The organism is Mangrovicoccus ximenensis, from assembly GCF_003056725.1.
Lineage (GTDB): Bacteria > Pseudomonadota > Alphaproteobacteria > Rhodobacterales > Rhodobacteraceae > Mangrovicoccus > Mangrovicoccus ximenensis.
The window spans coordinates 77,924-95,075 of sequence record NZ_QBKZ01000017.1; the positions used below are offsets into that span (position 1 = coordinate 77,924).

The window sequence follows — 17,152 nt, forward strand, 5'->3', positions numbered from 1 at the left end:
CGCCATGGCAGCGGGACCCGCGGATCAGGCGTGCAGCGCCGCCTCGATCAGGCCGAAGGAGGCGCGGATCGCCTGCTCCAGGTCGGGGCGGTCCCAGACCGCGGCCGTCGTGCATTCGAAGGACAGCGGCCCGGCGCAGCCGCCCTCCCGCAAGGCACGGATCTGCGCGAGGGTCCGGCAGCGGTCCCCCGCCTCCAGCAGGATGCGCCGGGCATCGCCGCTGTCGTCGAGCGGCACGGCCGGATCCGAAATCCCCGAGATATGGATCATCGCGGTTTCCGACGGGAACAGCTGCGCCTCGCCGGAAATGGCATGCTGGAACGTGTCGTGGACCATGCCGAAGCCCGGCACCTCTGCCATCGCCTCGGCCAGCGGGCGCTTGCTCCTGAGCGATGACGCGGCGAAGCCGATCGGCTCGATCAGCGGCAGGACCGGCGATCCTTCGAAGAGCCGCGCGATCCGCGCCATCGCCGCGGCGAGCGGCAGCACCGGGCGGCCGTCGACGCAGGGGATCAGGCTCAGCGTCTCGGCCCCCGACGCCTCGGCGAGGTCGCGCAGCGCGCAGATCTGCGCCTCCCGCTCCGCATCCCAGACGTTGAAGCCGTAGACTTCGGACAGGCCCAGCAGCCTGAGGCCGCGGTCGCGCGCCATCCGTCCGGCGAGATCCGGCGCGATGCCGTCGAACATCGGCCGTCCCAGATCGCCGCGCGGTTCCACGCCGGCGCAATCCAGCCGGGCGGCGAGATCGAGGAAGGCCTCGAAACCGAGAGTGCGGGCGGTCTTCTGGTTGAGGGCACGGTCGATCACGGCAAGGTCCTTTCAGAAACCGGTGCGGGCGAGGAAGGCGCGGCTGGCGGCAAGGTCGCCGAGAATGCTGCCGGCATTCTGCGGGTCGCGCTCCTGCTCGATGGTAATCCAGCCGCCATAGCCCCGGCGGGCCAGCAGGTCGCGGATCGCCGGATAGTCGATGCGGCCCTTGCCGATCGGGCACATGACGCCGAGGGCGCAGGCCCCGAAGAAGCGGATGCGGCGGGACATGACCTCGGCATGCACATCCGCGTCGATATCCTTGAAATGGATGTAGTCGAGCCGGTCCCACCAGCGATCGAGCGTCGCGACCGGGTCCATGCCGGAATACTCCATATGGCCGGTGTCGAGACAGAGCCCGGCGAGATCGCCCGGGATGTCGGCCATGATCCGCTCCAGCTCGTCGGCGAACTCGACATGGCCGCCGGCATGGGGATGGATCACCGCGCGGACGCCGTGATCGCGGGCCAGCTCCGCGATGGCGCGGATATTGGCGACCATCCCGTCCCAGTCGGCATCGCAAAGGCGCGGCGCGCGGTCCGGATGGCCCGCAGCGAAATCGCGGTCGTCATGGCCCCAGTCCATCACCGTCAGATAGGGCGCGGCGAAGCGCTGGCCATCGTGCCGGGCGGGCGGCGGCAGGGCGGTGATCAATGCGCAGATCTCCCGCGTCTGGCGCAGCAGGCCGGCGCGGTTCACCGGCGAAACGAGATCGTCGAAGATCGTGCCCGCGACGATGGAGAGACCCCGCCGCCCGAGTTCCGCGGCCATGAGCGCAGGATCGAGCGGCATGTAGCCGTAGGGGCCGAGTTCGAGTCCGCCGAAACCGGCGGCGGCGGCTTCGTCGAGGACCCGGTCCCAAGGCGGCAGATGCGGGTTTGCCACGTCATCGACGCCCCAGCAGCAGGGCGCGCAGGAGACGGTGATGCGCGGATCAGCCATCGGCAGCGACCGCCAGGAAGGTCAGCGACAGGTGGAACGGCTCGTGGAAGGCGATCCAGTCCCTGGTGTGCTGTTCCTGCATATGGGCGGCATGGGCGGCCTCGTCCGCCCAGATCTCGACGAAGACCAGCCGGTCGGGATCGTCGGTGCAGGTGAAGAAGTCATAGGCGATGCAGCCGGGCTCGGCGCGGGTGGCGGCCTGAACCGCGGGGGCGCGCGCGAGGATGTCCGGCAGCGTGCCGGGGCGCAGGGCGATGTCGATCACGAAACGGTACATGGGCGCTCCGGCGGAAAGGGGGAGCCGCCCGGTCAAGCCGGGCGGGGGACAGGGCTCAGCGGCTGATCGTGGCTTGCAGCGCGTCGATGGAGGAGCGGATGCCGGCCTCGGTCGACATGGTGAAGTCCTCCATCTCGAGCGAAACCCAGCCGTTGTAGCCCGACATGCGCACGACGGAGAAGAACTCCTTCCACCATTGCAGGTCGCGCCCCGCGCCGACGGCGACGTAGTTCCAGCTTCGGTTGGCGACATCGGTGACCTCCTTCAGCTCCAGGAGGCCGTTGACGTCGCAGAGGCCGCGCTCGATGCGGGTGTCCTTGCCGTGGCAGTGATGGATCGCCGCCCCCAGCGCACGCGCCGTGGCAATCGGGTCGGCGCCCATCCACATCAGGTGCGAGGGGTCGAGATTCATGCCGACCATCTCGCCCACTTCGTTGCGCAGGCGGAACAGCGTCTCGGGGTTCCAGACCAGCATCGCCGAGAAGTTCTCGAGCGCATAGCGCTTGATCCCCGCCTTCCGCCCGAACTCCACGAGGTCGTGCCAGAGCGGGAAGGCGCGGTCCTCCCACTGGTAACGGTCGCGCTCGGGCATCTCGTCCGGCCAGGACTTGGTATAGACCAGCCAGTTCGGCACGCTGTCGCCGGGCGCCGCCTCGGGCAGGCCGGACATGGTGACGACGGTCTCGACGCCGATCTCGCCGGCGAGCGTGACCGTCTCCTTCATCTCCTGCAGGTGCCGGGTCCCCATCGCCCCCGGATCGAGCGGGTTGGCCGAACAGTTCAGCGCGGCGATCTCCAGCCCGCGGGCCGAGATTTCCGCCAGCTTCTGCTTCAGCAAGCCCTTGTCGGCCAGAAGCTCGCCGGCGCGGAAATGCGGACCCTTGGACCAGCCGCCGCCGGTCATCTCGATGCCTTCGACGCCGAGCGCCACGCATTTGTCGAGCATGTCGGTGAAGGAGAGATCCCCCATCACGTCGGTACAGATGGACAGTTTCATCGCCAGTCTCCTCAGGCGGCAGCCTCTGCCGATGCGGCAGGGTCGTAGGTCACCCATTGCGCGCCGGCATCTGCCGAGCGCACGCAGGCCTCGAGCCAGCGCACCCCTTCGGTGCCGGCCTCGATCCCCGGGTAGCGGTGGGTCTTCAGGAACGCCTCGTCGCCGCGCGCCTTGGCGTCGATGGCCTGGGCGATCCAGAGATAGATGTTGGCCCAGCTGTCGCCGAGGCCTTCGGCATGCAGCGCGCCCATGCGGTCGACGGCGAGCGACTCCTCCTCGAGATAGGGCATGCCGTGATGCAGGATGCGGGCCGGCTCGCCCTGGACTTCGTAGACCAGCTGGTCGGGATGGCTGTCGGACCATTCCACCGAGGCTTTCGAGCCGGTGAAGCGGTAGCGCTGGGAGCCCATGTTCCCGGCATTGACCGAAGACACCCAGAGCCGCCCGCGGGCGCCGTTGCCGTAGTGCATCAGCACGGTCGCATGGTCCTCGAGCGGCGCGCGCGACGGAATGAAGGCCTTGCGGTCGCAGAGCAGCTTCTCGATCTTCAGCTCGGGCAGCACCACCTCGGAGAGATAGTAGAGATGGGTGCCGATGTCCCCGAGCACGAAGGTCGACCCCGCGGTGGCCGGGTTGGTGCGCCACCTGACCGCCTCGCCGACATTGCTGTCGTCGCCCGCGTTGAAGCCGTGGGTATACTGCATGTCGACGATGCGGATCTCGCCCAGCATGCCCTTCTTCACCATGGCGGCCATCTGGCGGACCAGGGGGTGGCCGGTGAAGCCGTAGGTGACGCCGACGATCAGCCCCTTCTCGGCGGCGAGTTTCGCCACCTCGCCGCATTCCGCGACCGTGAAGAACAGCGGCTTCTCGCAGATCACGTGGATGCCGGCCTCGAGAAGCGCCTTGGTGATCTCGAAATGGGTGAAGTTCGGGGTGGCCACCGAGACCACGTCGACCTTGTCCTCGCGGTCCTTCTCGCCCGCGATCAGGTCCTGATAGGTCGCATAGCAGCGGTCCTCCGCCACGCCGAGCTTCATCCCGAAGTCGCGGCCGCGCTCGGCATCCAGGTCGAAGGCGCCCGCCACCAGCTGGTAGGTGCCGTCCCGGAGCGCGCCGGTGCGGTGCTTGTAGCCGACCTGTCCGGTGCGGCCGCCGCCCACCATGCCCCAGCGGAGCGGGCGGGCGATCGTCATTTCGCCGTTGATCATCTGCTTGATCCTTGTGGAATGGGTCAGGGAAGGCGCGCCGCGGAAAGAGGCGCGCCCGGAGACGGTCCGGCGGCGCTCAGGCGGCCTGCTGCAGGGGCAGGTCGTAGAGCCCGGGCTTCTCGCCCATCTCGATCCTGGCGAGCTGCCCGGTTTCGGCGGCCTCGAGCGCCGCATCGGCCACCAGCGTCGCGGCGTAGCCGTCCCAGGTGGAGGGGCCGGTCGCGGTGCCCTGCCCGGCCGCGGCGATCCATTCGCGGAATTCCTGGTCATAGGCCTCGATGAAGCGCTCGCGCCAATCCTCGGGGATCGCCTGGCGGATGCCATGCGCGTCGGTGATGACGGTCGCGGGACGGTTCGGCAGCGCCGCGATGCCGGTCTCGCAGGAGACCTCGCCGCGGATGTCGTAGCCATAGGCGATGTTCACCGAGATCTCGACATCGACGATTGCGCCCGAAGCCATGTGCAGGAGCACCATGTGCGGATCGCGCAGCTCGCCGCCCTGGCGCGACCGGCGCGGCAGCCTGACCTCGACGCCGGTGACCTCGTCCGACAGGAGCCAGCGCGAGATGTCGGCGTCATGCACCAGCGTGTCGTTGAGCGGCATCTCCGAAGTGTAGAGCCCCGGCGGCACCGAGGCGTTGCGGTGCACCGATTTGTAGATCAGCGGCAGGCCGAGCGTGCCGCCGTCGATCACCGCCTTCAGGCGGCGGTAATCGGCGTCGAAGCGGCGCATGAAGCCGACCTGCACGAGGCGGCGGCCAAACCCGACCTCGGCGTCCATGACGCGGCGCGCGGCCTCGGCGGAGGTGACCAGCGGCTTCTCGCAGAAGACCGGCTTGCCGGCCGCGATGCAGTCGAGAAGCTGTTCCTCATGGGCCGGCCCCCAGGAGCAGATCACCACCGCATCGATCCTGTCCGAACGGATCAGCGCCTGCGGCGTGGCGAAGACTTCCGCGCCCTGCGGGGCGGCAGCAGCCGCGCGGGAGGCGTCGATATCGCTGACCCCCGTGACCTCGACCCCCGACAGCACCTGCGTGAGGCGGCGGATATGGTCCTGACCGATCATGCCGGTCCCGATGACTCCGACTTTCAGGCTCATTTCGTCCCCCAATGCTTGTCGATGTAGCGCTGCATTTCCGTGCGCATGAAGGTGCCGCTTTCGTCCATCCGGTCCTCCCAGGCGAAGACGCAGGCGGTCATGATGCCGTCGAAGCCGATCTCGGCGAGCGTGCCGAAGAAGTCGTCCCACGGCACCTCGCCCTGGCCGATGTCCAGGTGCTGGTGGATGCGGGCATTGGTGCCCGGCGGGTTGAGGATGTAGCGCAGCCCCGAGCTGGCCTTGTGGTTGAACGTGTCGGCGACATGGACATGGGCCAGAACATCGGCGCATTCGCGCAGCATCGCTTTGGTGTCGTCGCCGAAATAATAGGTATGCGGCGCGCAGTAGAGGAACTTGACGTGTTTCGAGTTCACCGTGCGGATGATGTCGACGGCCGGCTTCAGCTCCTCGACCCAGTCCTCGGGATGCGGCTCGATATGCAGGCTGATGCCTTCGCGCTCGACCACCGGCACGAGTTCCTCCATCGACCGCCACCAGGCGTCCTCGCAGGTCTCGATCATGCTGCCGGTATGGCAGCAATAGCAGCCGCCCTTGTCGGGATGCGGGCCGCGGCCGAATTCCGAGTTCATCGTGTCGACGCCGAGTTCCACGGCGATCTCGACGGCGCGCTTCCAGTGCTTCACCGCGGCCTGGCGCTCGGCCTCGTCCGGGCTGGCCCAGCGGTACATCGGCAAGAGCGACGAGATGCCGACGCCCGAGTCCGACAGGGCGCGCTTGAAGGACTTGATCCGGTCGGGGAAGACGCGCGGCGCCTTGAACCATTCGAGGAAGTCGGCGCGGGGGCTCAGTTCGATCCACTCGTAGCCGAGCTCGGCGACCTTCGAGGGCAGCTCTTCGAGGCTGAGATGACGGTGCATGAAAGGGTCGAGCGCGATTTTCATGGCTCGGGTCTCCGTGGTCTGGAATGTCGGGGGCTTCGGCGGCGGCCGGGACGGATGTGTCAGGCGACCGGTTCGGCCTTGGGCTGCGGCTGAGGCTGGGGCGCGTGGCCGTCATGGGTCTCCATGTAGTCCTCGACCTCGGCATCGAGCGACGCGAGCGCCTCGCCCCCGGCCATCAGGTCGGTGATCTCCTCGCGGGTCTTCTCGCCGCGCATGAAGTTCGCCGCCACCGCACCGCGGATCAGCACCGCGAAATGATCTCCCACAGCCATGGCATGGGTCACCTGGTGGGTGATGAAGATCACCGCGATGCCGCGCTTGCGGGCCTCCAGGATGATGCGCAGGACGTGGCTCGACTGCTTGACGCCGAGCGCCGCGGTCGGTTCGTCGAGGATCAGCACGCGGGCGCCGAAATGCACGGCCCGGGCAATGGCCAGCGACTGGCGCTCGCCGCCCGAGAGCCCGCCGATCAGGCGGTCGCCGTCGTCGATCCGGGTGATGCCGAATTCGCGCACGGCCTTCACCGCGGTCTCGTTGGCGGTCTTGCGGTCGAAGATCCTGAAGGGACCGATCTTCTTCACGGGCTCGACGCCGACGAAGAAACTGCGCCCGATCGACATCAGGGGGAAGGTGCCGCCGAACTGGTGCACCGTGGCGATGCCCTGCTCGGCCGCGTCCTTCGGCTTGTCGAAGAGCACCGGCTTGCCGTCCATGAACATCTCGCCCGAGGTCGGCTTGTGCACGCCCGCCAACGTCTTGATCAGGGTGGATTTGCCGGCGCCGTTGTCGCCCAGGAGGCAGAGCACCTCGCCCGCGTTGATCTTCAGGCTGATGTCGTGGAGGACGTCGATCGGCCCGAAGGACTTGTTGACGTTCCGCAGTTCGAGAACAGGATGGGTCATGTCCGGGGCCTCACTTCTTGGCGGATTTTGCGGAGGGCGCGGTCAGCGCCAGCTTGCGGAAGACATTGTTCATCAGCACGGCCAGCAGCAGCATCACGCCGATGATCAGGCTCGACCAGTTGCGGTCGATATCGGTGAAGTAGATCCCCTGGCTGACGATCGCGAAGGTGACCGTGCCGAGGAAGATGCCGCCGATGGAGCCGAAGCCCCCCGTGAGCAGCACGCCGCCGACCACCACCGCGACCACGGCGTTGAAGATGTAGTTCATGCCGCCCGAGACCTGCGCCGAGTTGAACAGGATCGCGCCGCACATGCCCACGAAGCTGGCCGAGACCGCCGAGAGGATGAAGAGCCCGATCAGCATCCGGTCGGTCGGGATGCCGGCATTGCGCGCCGAGACCTTGTCGCCGCCCATGGCGAAGATCCAGTTGCCGCGGGCCGAATGGTGCAGGATGCCGATGAAGAGCGCGGTCATGCCCAGCCACCACAGGATGATCACCTGGTAGGAGCCCCCGATCAGGTGGCCGAAGAGGAACTTGGCCCAGGCAGGCGCCTCCACCGCGACCGAGGCGGAGCCGGTCAGCAGAACCGAGGCCGAGAGCACGATCCCCTGCATGGCCACGAGCGTGCCCAGCGTGATGATCAGCGTCGGCACCGTGGTGCGCACCGCCAACAGGCCGTTGACCAGCCCGACGAGGACGCCGAGCCCCAGCGCGCCCGCCATGCCGATCCAGATCGGCAGGCCGTAATGGCCCGACAGGATCGCGACGCTCATCGAGCCCGCCGGGATCATCGCCCCGATCGAGATGTCGAGTTCGCCCGCGATCATCAGGAGCCCCATCGGGATCGCGACGATCCCGAGATTGGCGGCGAAGTTCACCCAGCTTGCCGTGGTGGCCAGCGTGCCGAGATTGACGCCGCCGAAGATCACGAAGAACAGCGCGACGGCGACGAGGCTGAGGAAGGAGCCCGCCTCGGGGCGGCGCAGGACCTGCGAGAGAACAGCGTTGTTCATTGGATCAGCCCTTCTTTTTCGTCGCGCCGAGCGCGAGCTTGCGGAAGGTGTCGTTCATCAGCACCGCCAGCAGCAGCAGCGCACCGATGATCACCGAGCCGAGATTGGCGTCGAAATTGGTGAAGTAGATGCCCTGGTTGACGATGGCGAAGGTGACGGTGCCGATGGCGATGCCGAGCACCGAGCCGGCCCCGCCGGTCAGCAGCACCCCGCCGATGACGACGCACATGATGGAGTTGAAGATGAAGGACTGCCCGCCCGCGACCTGCGCGCTCTGGTAGACGATCACCTGGCTGACGCCGACGAAGGCGGCGGCGAAGCCGGAGGTCATGAAGAGCCCGATGCTCAGCCGGTCGGTCGGGATGCCCGCGTTGCGGGCGCTGACCTTGTCGCCGCCGAGCGCGAAGACCCAGTTGCCCCAGGGCGAGAGATGCAGGAAATAGCCGATGGCCAGCGCGAAGGCGATCCACCAGAAGATCGTGACCTGGAACATGCCCGCGATGAACTGGCCGAGCAGCGCGGTGGTCAGCGGGGCGGGGGTCAGCCCGGTGCTGGTCGAGCCGGTGATCAGCACCGACAGGCCCAGCGTCAGTCCCATCACCCCGAACATCGTCCCGATGGTGACGATCAGCGACGGCACCCCGGTCTTGGCCACGAGCATGCCGTTGATCCAGCCGATCGCGAGCCCGAAGGCCAGTCCGGCCAGGATGCCGGCGATGTCCGGCAGCCCCCAGTAGCCCGACACGACCGCGACGGTCAGCGACGAGGCCGGGATCACCGAGCCGATCGACAGGTCCAGCTCGCCCGCGATCATCAGGAGACCGATGGGCAGTGCGACGATCCCGATCTCGGCAGCGACGTTCAGCCAGCTGGCGAAGCCCGCGGGCGAGACGAAGACCTGGCCCGCGACCAGGGCGAAGAAGGCGAAGACGGCGGCGAGGCCGAGCAGCGCCCCTGCCTCCGGGCGCCGCACGAGCTGGCCGAGACCGGCGCCGCTCCGGCCGTGCAGCCGCGCCGCCCGCGCGGTGCGCGCCGAGAGCGACTGTCCGGGCCGCGCCAGCACCCCGATCGGCACGGCCTCGAAAATCGAGCGCCAGCGGTCCCAGCGATGGAACCCGGCAAGGTTGTCCTCGCCCATCAGCCAGACGAAGCGGGTGCCGGGATAGGCGCCGAGAATGCCTTCGAGCGTTTCGGCGGTGTAGCGCGTGCCGAGCCGCGCCTCGATATCGGTCACGGTCACGCGGGGATGGCCGCCGATCAGCGCCTCGGCCGCCGCCAGGCGCCGCGGCATCTCGGCGGGGCCTTGCGTTTTCAACGGGTTGCCTGGAGATACCAGCCACCAGACCTGGTCCAGGCGGAAGCGGCGCAGTGCCTCCAGCGTGATGTGCACATGCCCTTCATGCGGCGGATCGAAAGATCCGCCGAGCAGTCCAATCACCTGTCCCGGCCGCGCGAAGGGCCTGCCGGGTCCGATCACATGCCGCATCGTCCGTCTCCCGAAAGCCCTCCTTCCCGGTATCGCCGGGGGATGTCAACGGCTTGGCGTGCCCGCGGCGGATGCGGCGCTGCGGCGCAACAGCGGCAAAGCCCCAATTCTCCGTTGCGTTCCCCCCAGTTGTAGTGTGTGGTGGCCCAGGAGGTACAAGATGGCAGGATTCACGATCACGGTGGCCCAGCAGAAGGGCGGCTCCGGCAAGACCACGCTGGCCGTCAACCTGGCCGTCGAATTCTGGAAGCGGGGCCATACCGTCGCGGTTCTGGACACCGATCCCCAAGGCTCGCTCGGCCGCTGGTACATGGCGCGCCGCGAGGCGATGAACGGCGAGGCGGGGCTGGAATTCGCCACGGCCAGCGCCTGGGGCGTGTCCTACGAGCTGGAAAAGCTTCTCAAGCACAACGAGATCGTCGTCGTGGACACCCCGCCGAAGGTCGACAGCGACCTGCGCCCGGCGATGCGCGCCTCGGATCTGGTCGTGGTGCCGGTGGCGGTCAGCCAGGTCGATGTCTGGGCGACGGAAAGCGTGCTGGAAATGGCGCAGCGCGAACGCCGCAAGACGCTCCTGGTGCTGAACCGCGCCGCGCCGCGCGCCAAGCTGACGGCGGACATCTCCAGCCGCATCCAGGAGCTCGACAGCCCCGCCGCCGAGACCATGCTGAACAACCGGGTGATCTATGCCGAGGTGCTGGGCGAAGGCCAGGGCGTGGTCGAGAAGGCCGCCAAAGGTCCGGCCGCGGTCGAGATCCGCACGCTCTGCAACGAGATTGCCGACGTTTTGAACAGCTGAGGCGGCTTTCCGCCCATCCCCCCCCTGCGCCCTGCGGCGCGGGGAACGCAGCCGCCTCCCGCGCATTGTCTCCGCGAAACGCCAAACGGAGGAAATGGCAATGTCGCTGAAATCGATGCTGAAATCTGCCGCGAAATCCTATGCCCGCAGCAAGGGCCATGGCAGCGCCCGCCCCGGTCGCTACCGCGCGGGTGCCCGCCGCTCGCCGAAATCCGCCGCCGCCGAACAGGCCGTGCGCGAGGTCGGAAAGCTCCTGCGCAAATCGCGCTGAGCAGTCCCCGCCTGCAGCCCTGCCCGATGAAAAAAAGCCGCGCGGCCCATGGCTGCGCGGCTTCGTCATTCCAGTGCCCGGACCTGTGCCCGGAGCCGCCGTCTCAGAGGACGGTCAGGTCGGTCGCGCTCTCGCGGCCGTCGCGGCCGGTGCGCAGTTCGTATTCGACCTTCTGGTTGTCGTTCAGCCCGGTCAGGCCGGAGCGCTCGACGGCGCTGATGTGGACGAAGACGTCCTTGCCGCCCTCTTCAGGCGCAATGAAGCCGTAGCCTTTGGTTTGGTTGAACCATTTCACGGTGCCCTTCGGCATGATCCCGTGTCTCCTGTCGTAGATGCTGCCCGCGGTATTGCGGCAGCCCGGCCGTGGTCAGTGCGGATCGAGGTCTGACAGCCGGAACGGAGCAGCGGGTCGAGTGCAAAAGACGTATGCGTGCCTGAAAATGACGTGTTTGCCGAGTCGGCGCAAGAGCGTCGTCGCGGCCGACGCGCCACTGCAGGAAAACAACAGTCCGAAACAGAAACGGAGCGCCTTTCGGCGCTCCGGTTTTCTTTTCAGATCATGGCCCAGTCAGTGAATTGGACGGGCTTCGGACGGCTGTCCGGCTTGGGCTTTCCGCCCGTTGAAGTTGTTTTCGGCATCGCTCTGCTCTCCTCCGCACCGGTGCGGATCGGGGATGCCCTTTGCACCGGTTCCTCCGGTGTCGCAAGAGCGGATCCGTCTGGGACCCGGCGCCATAGGCAAGTCTGCGCTCATATTTCTTAAGGCGCGCCTCACGTTTGCGAAGGTTGATTCAAGTTTTCGAAACTGAAACCTGCCGTGACCGCAAAACGTACCGGATTCGCCCGTTTCGGCCGCTTCCTGCCGGATTTCCGCAGCCGGATCGGGCGCCGGCGGGACCGCCCCGCGACTCGCCCTCAGATATCCTCGGCCAGATGATCGAAAAACTCCTCGGCCTGATCGATCGACAGGTGAGTCGCGGCCCAGTTGTAAGCCTCGGTCTCGCCAAGCTCGCGGACCCGGCCCTTGCCCCCCGGCTCCGGCGCGAAACTGCTCGACGGCCCGCCGGTTCCCGCCAGCAGATAGCCCGCGCCGGTGCGGTAGAGACCGGCCGCCCACCAGCCGGGATCGTCCTGCGGCGCCGCGGAGCGGGCCTTTCCGATCAGCTGCGGCGCGGAATGCGGATCTGCGGTCATGGCGGGGCTCCTGCGGCTTGGGCGTGCCTGTTCAGCCTGGCAGCCCGCAGCGACCGCGCAATCCCCATCGCCGGGATGGCACGCTGCCTGCGCCCGGCCGGACCCGGTCAGGACTCGGGCGCCTCCTTTTCGGCCGCTTCGACCCAGGCGGTGACCAGCTCGTAGAACACGGCCAGGATCACCGGCCCGATGAACAGCCCGATCAGCCCGTAGGCGAACATGCCGCCCAGCACCCCGACAAGGATCACCAGCATCGGCGTCTCCAGCCCGCGCGCCATGAGGATCGGGCGCAACACGTTGTCGACGATCATCACCGGCACCATCACCACGGTGAAGAGGACGGCCATCCAGGTATCCATGCCGAACCAGGCCCAGATGATCACCGGGATCAGCACCGGCCCCGGCCCGATCTGGATGATCCCGAGGAACAGCGCCGCCAGCGTCAGCGGACCGGCCAGCGGCACGCCGAAAGCGACCATGATCATCCCCGCCAGCAGCGCCTGGATCACCGCCACGCCGATCACCCCGCGCGAGACATTGCGCACCGTGGCCCCGGCCAGATCGACGAAGCCCGCGCCGCGCGGCGCGAAGATGCGGTTGGCGAAACGGCGGGCATGACCGACCAGCGCCGGCCCCGGCCGGAACAGCAGCCCCATGATGATCACCGAGACCGACAGCATCGCCAGCGCGATCCCGACCCCGGCCACCTTGGCCAGCACCAGCCGCCCGGTGGAGAGCAGCAGCGGCCCGATCTGTGCCAGGAGCTGCGCGAGGTTGCTGCCGAACGCCTCCCAGGCCTGGGCGAGCCGCAGCCCGACGACCGGGACCCGCGCCAGCTTCTCCGCCGAAGGCAGCGCGAAGCTGCCCTCCTGCACCGCCTTCATCCCCCAGGCGGCCGCGTCGATCACCTGGCTGGCCAGCACCGCGATCGGTCCCAGCGTGATCGCCAGCCCCAGGAGCGTGATCAGCACCGCCGAGAGCGTCTCGCGCCCGCCCAGCCGCCGCGCCAGCCAGGCATGCACCGGATAGACCGCCACCGCCAGGATCACCGCCCAGAGCATCAGCCCGAAAAGCGGCGCGACCAGATGCAGGGCGAGGAAGAAGAAGCCGCCGAGAAACAGCAGGCGGATCGCGGTGTCTATCACCTGGGCGTCGCGGGACTGGGCCATGTCAAATCTCCTTTGCGCAGACCCTGCCACGGCTTCCGTGGCCGGGCGCGGCTGTCGTGGTCAATACCCCGAATTTGAATGGAATTGCCGCAATCCGGCAACGCTTGGCGCCGCTTCCGTTAACCAGATTTCCGGCAAGCCGGTGTTGTCTGGACCGGGCAAGTACGAGTGTTTCGGGTCTGGGTGATGCTGACTTATCTGAGCGGTGCGGACACGGCCCCTGCGCCGCGCGCCGAAGACGGGCAGGAATTGGATGGCGGGCAGGAGCTGATCGTGCGCCTCGCCGAGGGGGCCGATCCGCAGGCCCTCGCCGCGCTGCGCGAGGCGATGGGGGCGGACCTGGCCGGCACCACGCAGGCCTGGGGGTTCGAGCTCTGGCGCTGCGACGCGCCGTTCGATGCCGCCGCGCTGGCGGCTTTCCCGGGCGAGGATTGGTACGACGCAGCCGCAGCCAGCGTGACCTATCTGCAGGACAACCTGCAGCTCGATGCCCGGGCCGTCTCCGACGATCCGCGGACCGGCGATCTCTGGGCGCTCGACAATGACCGCGACACCGATATCGACCTGCCCGAAGCCTGGGAAAACAGCCGCGGCGCGGGCGTTCTGGTGGCGGTGATCGATACCGGTGTCGACTACCGCCATCCTGATCTCGCCGAGAACATGTGGATCAATCCCGGCGAGATCCCCGGCAACGGCATCGACGATGACGGCAACGGCTTCGTCGACGACATCCATGGCTATGATTTCGTCGATACCGATGCGCGGCCGATGGACGGCAATTCCCACGGCACCCATGTGGCCGGCACGATCGCCGCGGTGGCCGGAAACGGCATCGGCATCGCCGGCGTCGCCCCCGAGGCGCAGATCATGGCGGTCAAGGTCCTGTCGGACAGCGGCACCGGCAGCATCTTCGACGCAATCCAGGGGATCGAATACGCCGCGCTGATGGGGGCGCAGATCGCCAATTGCAGCTGGGGCGGCGCGGCCTTCCCGACCGCGCTGGCCGATGCGGTGCGGCTGGCCGGAGAGGCCGGGATGGCCATCGTCGCCGCCGCCGGAAACGACGCGAAGAACACCGACATCTCGCCGCATTACCCAGCCGCGATCGACGCGCCGAACATGATCTCGGTGGCCGCGACCGACCGCTATGACAGCTTCGCGGGCTTCTCGAACTACGGCATCCGCTCGGTCGACGTGGCGGCGCCGGGGGTCGGCATCCTCTCCACCGTGCCGGGCGCGGGCTATGCCAGCAAGAGCGGCACCTCGATGGCGGCGCCGCATGTCTCGGGCATCGCCGCGCTGATCCTGGCGAACGAGCCCTGGCTCAGCCCGGCCGAACTGCGCCAGCGGCTGATCGACAGTTCCGACCCGGTGGCAGGACTGGCATCGCGCAGCGCAAGCGGCGGCCGCGTCAATGCCGCCACCGCCCCGCCATCGAGCGGCCTGAGCAGCCAGCGCGGCGCCGCAGCGGTGCCGATGATCCGGTGGCGCTCCAGATCGCCGGGAGACTGCGGCGTGCCATGGCGTTCCAGGTAGCCGGGCGCGCCGGTGACGATCGTGCGGGCCAGCCCAAGCCGCTTGCGGGTCATGCCGGAATCGGGCTGCGGCCCGACGCGCAGCGCGATGTCGGCACCGCTTTCCTGCAGGTTCTCCAGCCGGTTCGACAGGCGCAGTTCCAGCTCCACCTCGGGATAATCGGCGACGAAGGCCGACCACATCGGCCGCAGCGCATGCAGCGACAGGTTGGTCGGCGCCATCACCCGCAGCGGCCCGCGCATCTGCGTCAGGTCCGCCGAGAGCGCGCGCAGCTCGTGGTCGAGCTGCGCCATCAGCGGCCCGAGGCGGCGCAGATAGGCCTCTCCCTCGCCGGTCAGGGAGAACCGCCGCGCCGAGCGGTGGACCAGGCGGCAGCCGAGCCGTTCCTCGAGCTTCTGCAGGCGGCGGGTCACGGTGGCGGGCGGGATGCGCAGGCGGCGCGCCGCGCCCGAAAGCCCGCCGGTCTCGGCAATCGCGACGAACAGCGCAATGTCGTCCAGCATGATTCCATTTCCGGAAATTATCTCTGCGACATTCGGCATATAATTCCTGTTCCGGCATGTCTAGCTTGGCCCAAGTCGCAATTGCCACCGGAAAGGAAGCTTCGTGACCGAATTCTGCATCAGCGCCCGGATCGAGGCCACCGGCGCGCTTCCCCTCTCCGACACCGAGGCCCTGCTGGCCGGGCTGGTCCGGGACACGGCCGGCGAGCCGGGCTGCCTGTCCTTCGAAATCCGCCAGGACCTCGACGACCCGACGCAATTCGTCCTCTGGGAGCGCTGGACCTCGCCGGAGGCGCTCGAGGCGCATCACGCCTACCCCCATACCCGCAAGGTGATCGAGACCGGCGCCACGCGGGTGGTGTCCTTCCGCAAGCTTGCGCCGATCGGCGCCCCCGCACGGAGCCCCGCATGACCCACCGCCTGATCTTCGCCGTCATGATGTCGCTGGTCCTCAGCTTCCTGATGACCTTCTTCGTCACCTGGCTGAATCTCGGCTTCGTTCCGGATTTCGCGTCCCGCTGGATGACCGCCTTCCGCGTCGCCTGGCCCACGGCCGCGGCGATCTCCTTCCTGTTCGGGCCGGCCGTGACGAAGGCCAGCCTGCGGCTCGACGCGATGCTGGCCACCCGCACGGCGCGGCCGCGCTGAACGGGGGCCGCCCGGGTTGCTTTTCCGGGCGGCCGCGGACAGGGTGCGCGCGACCAACTACGTGACGAGGTGCACATGTCCCCCGCCGATGAAGAGCGCATTCGGCTCCCGGCCCGAGACGCCCCACCAGTCGGCCACGGTCATGCCCATGGTCAGCGGCGAGGAGATCTCGATTTCGACATTGATGTGACGGCCCGAGAACAGCTCGGGACGGATCAGATAGGCGATCACGCAGGGGTCGTGCAAGGGCGCGCCTTCGGATCCGTATTTCGCCATGTCCCAGCGCTCGAAGAAGCCGGTCCAGGCGGCGACGGCCTCGCCCGGGCGGGTGCCGAGATCGCGGAAGGCCTGGTTGCGCGCTGGCGAGGTCANGCACCTTGTGGGTCACGTCGAGCGGCATCACGACCAGCGGCACGCCCGCGCCGAAGACCACATGCGCGGCATGCGGATCGGCGAGGATGTTGAACTCGGCCGTGGGCGAGGTGTTGCCGACCTCGAAATAGGCGCCGCCCATCAGCACGATCTCCTGCACGCGGCCGACGATGTCGGGGGCGCGGCGGAAGGCGGTGGCGATGTTCGTGAGCGGCCCGAGCGGGCAGAGCGTCACCGTGCCCGGGGCTTCGCTGCGCAGCGTCTCGATGATGAAATCGACGGCATGCTGCTCCTGCAGAGGCATGGACGGCGCAGGCAGCNTCGATGCCGTCGAGCCCGGTCTTGCCATGGACGTTCTCGGCGGTGCGCGGCGCCGCCAGCAGCGGCCGGTCGGCCCCGGCGAAGACCCGGATATCGGCGCGGCCCGCCAGCTCGCAGACCTTGCGGGCGTTCTCCTGGGTCCGCGACAGGGGCACGTTGCCGGCCACGGCGGTGATGCCGAGCACCTCGATCTCTTCCGGCGAGCCGAGCGCCAGCAGGATGGCCACGGCATCGTCCTGGCCGGGATCGGTGTCGATGATGATCTTGCGTCGGTCTCCGGCACCGCCACGGGCCGCGCCTTCGCCGCCTGGCTGCCCGACGAACTGGTCCGGCCCACGATGCGCGCCAACCTGCCGAAATCCGTCACCGACCGCTTCGTCGGCCGCGCCCAGCCCTGGGAGGAGCCGGATGCCGCGCGGATCCGCGCCGAGGGCATTGCCACCGTCGCGGAACCGCCGATCCCCGGCATCAATGCCATCGCCGCGCCGGTCTTCGACCATCTGGGCCAGGTCTTCGCCGTCATCACGCTGGTCGGCGATGCGCGGCTGCTGGACAAGGCGCCGGACACGGAGTTCGCCGCCGCCCTGCGCGGCGCGGCGCAGGCGCTGTCCGCCGATCTCGGCCATTGGGAGTCTCCCGAGCCCAGCTAACAAGATTATTCTATTGCGAACGCATTATCCTTCGTGCAATCATGAGCGCAG

The 17,152-nt window shown here is 68.2% G+C and carries 20 protein-coding genes and 3 pseudogenes; 6 read left to right on the plus strand and 17 right to left on the minus strand.

The features are described from left to right. Positions 1-24: 24 nt before the first annotated feature. From C7T91_RS24090 to C7T91_RS36860, 11 genes and pseudogenes are all read right to left on the minus strand, one after another. Complete coding sequence (locus C7T91_RS24090; RefSeq protein ID WP_108261918.1) at positions 25-807, minus strand: TIM barrel protein; 783 nt, start codon at positions 805-807, stop codon at positions 25-27. Between the two features lie 12 nt (positions 808-819). Next, a complete protein-coding gene (locus C7T91_RS24095; RefSeq protein WP_108261920.1) occupies positions 820-1,749 on the minus strand; it encodes a TIM barrel protein in 930 nt (309 codons plus the stop codon). Continuing rightward, complete coding sequence (locus C7T91_RS24100; RefSeq protein WP_108261922.1) at positions 1,742-2,026, minus strand: putative quinol monooxygenase; 285 nt, start codon at positions 2,024-2,026, stop codon at positions 1,742-1,744. Before C7T91_RS24100 ends, C7T91_RS24095 begins: the two co-directional genes overlap by 8 nt. Before the next feature lie 55 nt (positions 2,027-2,081). Continuing rightward, positions 2,082-3,023 (minus strand): sugar phosphate isomerase/epimerase family protein, encoded by a 942-nt coding sequence (locus C7T91_RS24105; protein ID WP_108261924.1) that lies wholly within the window; start codon positions 3,021-3,023, stop codon positions 2,082-2,084. Positions 3,024-3,034: 11 nt separating this feature from the next. After that, complete coding sequence (locus C7T91_RS24110; RefSeq protein WP_108261926.1) at positions 3,035-4,234, minus strand: Gfo/Idh/MocA family protein; 1,200 nt, start codon at positions 4,232-4,234, stop codon at positions 3,035-3,037. Positions 4,235-4,310: 76 nt separating this feature from the next. Next, positions 4,311-5,333, minus strand: a complete 1,023-nt coding sequence (locus C7T91_RS24115) for a Gfo/Idh/MocA family oxidoreductase (RefSeq protein WP_108261928.1) — start codon at positions 5,331-5,333, stop codon at positions 4,311-4,313. After that, positions 5,330-6,235, minus strand: a complete 906-nt coding sequence (locus C7T91_RS24120) for a sugar phosphate isomerase/epimerase family protein (protein WP_108261930.1) — start codon at positions 6,233-6,235, stop codon at positions 5,330-5,332. The genes C7T91_RS24115 and C7T91_RS24120 overlap by 4 nt, the downstream gene beginning before the upstream one ends. Positions 6,236-6,294: 59 nt before the next feature. Next, complete coding sequence (locus C7T91_RS24125) at positions 6,295-7,137, minus strand: ATP-binding cassette domain-containing protein (RefSeq protein ID WP_108261932.1); 843 nt, start codon at positions 7,135-7,137, stop codon at positions 6,295-6,297. Positions 7,138-7,147: 10 nt separating this feature from the next. Next, the gene (locus C7T91_RS24130) at positions 7,148-8,152 is read right to left on the minus strand and encodes an ABC transporter permease (RefSeq protein WP_108261934.1); all 1,005 of its coding nucleotides are present in this window, start codon (positions 8,150-8,152) and stop codon (positions 7,148-7,150) included. Between the two features lie 4 nt (positions 8,153-8,156). Then, positions 8,157-9,065 (minus strand): ABC transporter permease, encoded by a 909-nt coding sequence (locus C7T91_RS36855; protein WP_407943337.1) that lies wholly within the window; start codon positions 9,063-9,065, stop codon positions 8,157-8,159. Between the two features lie 6 nt (positions 9,066-9,071). Further along, positions 9,072-9,626 (minus strand): annotated as a pseudogene (locus C7T91_RS36860) (nicotinate-nucleotide adenylyltransferase); the annotation flags it as partial. A 172-nt stretch (positions 9,627-9,798) separates the two neighbouring features. On the opposite strand from C7T91_RS36860, the gene parA reads away from it, so the two are divergent. Together parA and C7T91_RS32895 are read left to right on the plus strand one after the other, a co-directional pair. Then, positions 9,799-10,437, plus strand: coding sequence for a ParA family partition ATPase (gene parA / locus C7T91_RS24140; protein WP_108261938.1), 639 nt, complete (start codon positions 9,799-9,801; stop codon positions 10,435-10,437). A 100-nt stretch (positions 10,438-10,537) separates the two neighbouring features. Then, positions 10,538-10,708: a hypothetical protein gene (locus C7T91_RS32895; protein ID WP_161556088.1), complete on the plus strand. Its 171-nt coding sequence runs from the start codon at positions 10,538-10,540 to the stop codon at positions 10,706-10,708. A 103-nt stretch (positions 10,709-10,811) separates the two neighbouring features. Here the strand turns inward: C7T91_RS32895 and C7T91_RS24145 are convergent, their stop codons facing one another. The 3 genes from C7T91_RS24145 to C7T91_RS24155 form a co-directional block, all read right to left on the minus strand. Further along, positions 10,812-11,018, minus strand: a complete 207-nt coding sequence (locus tag C7T91_RS24145; RefSeq protein WP_108261940.1) for a cold-shock protein — start codon at positions 11,016-11,018, stop codon at positions 10,812-10,814. 605 nt (positions 11,019-11,623) lie between these two features. Then, positions 11,624-11,902 carry a hypothetical protein gene (locus C7T91_RS24150; protein ID WP_108261942.1) on the minus strand — a complete coding sequence of 93 codons (279 nt, stop codon included), beginning with the start codon at positions 11,900-11,902 and terminating at the stop codon, positions 11,624-11,626. A gap of 107 nt (positions 11,903-12,009) precedes the next feature. After that, positions 12,010-13,071: an AI-2E family transporter gene (locus C7T91_RS24155; protein WP_108261944.1), complete on the minus strand. Its 1,062-nt coding sequence runs from the start codon at positions 13,069-13,071 to the stop codon at positions 12,010-12,012. A 327-nt stretch (positions 13,072-13,398) separates the two neighbouring features. On the opposite strand from C7T91_RS24155, the gene C7T91_RS36865 reads away from it, so the two are divergent. Continuing rightward, positions 13,399-14,607 (plus strand): S8 family peptidase, encoded by a 1,209-nt coding sequence (locus C7T91_RS36865; RefSeq protein WP_330848889.1) that lies wholly within the window; start codon positions 13,399-13,401, stop codon positions 14,605-14,607. Here C7T91_RS36865 and C7T91_RS24165 read toward each other — a convergent pair. Next, a pseudogene (locus tag C7T91_RS24165) lies at positions 14,577-15,149 on the minus strand (LysR family transcriptional regulator); the annotation flags it as partial. The gene C7T91_RS36865 and the pseudogene C7T91_RS24165 sit on opposite strands and share 31 nt — an antisense overlap. 64 nt (positions 15,150-15,213) lie before the next feature. Here C7T91_RS24165 and C7T91_RS24170 point away from each other — a divergent pair. Together C7T91_RS24170 and C7T91_RS24175 are read left to right on the plus strand one after the other, a co-directional pair. Further along, positions 15,214-15,522 carry a putative quinol monooxygenase gene (locus tag C7T91_RS24170; protein ID WP_108261950.1) on the plus strand — a complete coding sequence of 103 codons (309 nt, stop codon included), beginning with the start codon at positions 15,214-15,216 and terminating at the stop codon, positions 15,520-15,522. Continuing rightward, a complete protein-coding gene (locus C7T91_RS24175; protein WP_108261953.1) occupies positions 15,519-15,758 on the plus strand; it encodes a DUF2798 domain-containing protein in 240 nt (79 codons plus the stop codon). Before C7T91_RS24170 ends, C7T91_RS24175 begins: the two co-directional genes overlap by 4 nt. Positions 15,759-15,815: 57 nt before the next feature. Here the strand turns inward: C7T91_RS24175 and C7T91_RS39950 are convergent, their stop codons facing one another. Together C7T91_RS39950 and C7T91_RS39955 are read right to left on the minus strand one after the other, a co-directional pair. Beyond that, complete coding sequence (locus C7T91_RS39950) at positions 15,816-16,130, minus strand: nucleoside hydrolase (protein WP_407943338.1); 315 nt, start codon at positions 16,128-16,130, stop codon at positions 15,816-15,818. Positions 16,131-16,191: 61 nt separating this feature from the next. Continuing rightward, positions 16,192-16,678, minus strand: a pseudogene (locus C7T91_RS39955) (nucleoside hydrolase); the annotation flags it as partial. 18 nt (positions 16,679-16,696) lie between these two features. Between C7T91_RS39955 and C7T91_RS33895 the strand changes: the two are divergent. Further along, complete coding sequence (locus C7T91_RS33895; protein WP_269102509.1) at positions 16,697-17,101, plus strand: IclR family transcriptional regulator domain-containing protein; 405 nt, start codon at positions 16,697-16,699, stop codon at positions 17,099-17,101. Positions 17,102-17,152 lie beyond the last annotated feature (51 nt).

Bases quoted from the DNA above. Each gene is read 5' to 3' on its own strand.
- C7T91_RS24120 (WP_108261930.1), bottom strand. From the start codon at position 6,235: ATGAAAATCGCGCTCGACCCTTTCATGCACCGTCATCTCAGCCTCGAA.
- C7T91_RS36865 (WP_330848889.1), top strand. From the start codon at position 13,399: ATGGGGGCGGACCTGGCCGGCACCACGCAGGCCTGGGGGTTCGAGCTC.
- C7T91_RS24100 (WP_108261922.1), bottom strand. From the start codon at position 2,026: ATGTACCGTTTCGTGATCGACATCGCCCTGCGCCCCGGCACGCTGCCG.
- C7T91_RS32895 (WP_161556088.1), top strand. From the start codon at position 10,538: ATGTCGCTGAAATCGATGCTGAAATCTGCCGCGAAATCCTATGCCCGC.
- parA (WP_108261938.1), top strand. From the start codon at position 9,799: ATGGCAGGATTCACGATCACGGTGGCCCAGCAGAAGGGCGGCTCCGGC.
- C7T91_RS24115 (WP_108261928.1), bottom strand. From the start codon at position 5,333: ATGAGCCTGAAAGTCGGAGTCATCGGGACCGGCATGATCGGTCAGGAC.
- C7T91_RS24095 (WP_108261920.1), bottom strand. From the start codon at position 1,749: ATGGCTGATCCGCGCATCACCGTCTCCTGCGCGCCCTGCTGCTGGGGC.
- C7T91_RS24125 (WP_108261932.1), bottom strand. From the start codon at position 7,137: ATGACCCATCCTGTTCTCGAACTGCGGAACGTCAACAAGTCCTTCGGG.
- C7T91_RS24155 (WP_108261944.1), bottom strand. From the start codon at position 13,071: ATGGCCCAGTCCCGCGACGCCCAGGTGATAGACACCGCGATCCGCCTG.
- C7T91_RS24145 (WP_108261940.1), bottom strand. From the start codon at position 11,018: ATGCCGAAGGGCACCGTGAAATGGTTCAACCAAACCAAAGGCTACGGC.
- C7T91_RS24105 (WP_108261924.1), bottom strand. From the start codon at position 3,023: ATGAAACTGTCCATCTGTACCGACGTGATGGGGGATCTCTCCTTCACC.
- C7T91_RS24175 (WP_108261953.1), top strand. From the start codon at position 15,519: ATGACCCACCGCCTGATCTTCGCCGTCATGATGTCGCTGGTCCTCAGC.
- C7T91_RS24130 (WP_108261934.1), bottom strand. From the start codon at position 8,152: ATGAACAACGCTGTTCTCTCGCAGGTCCTGCGCCGCCCCGAGGCGGGC.
- C7T91_RS24150 (WP_108261942.1), bottom strand. From the start codon at position 11,902: ATGACCGCAGATCCGCATTCCGCGCCGCAGCTGATCGGAAAGGCCCGC.
- C7T91_RS24110 (WP_108261926.1), bottom strand. From the start codon at position 4,234: ATGATCAACGGCGAAATGACGATCGCCCGCCCGCTCCGCTGGGGCATG.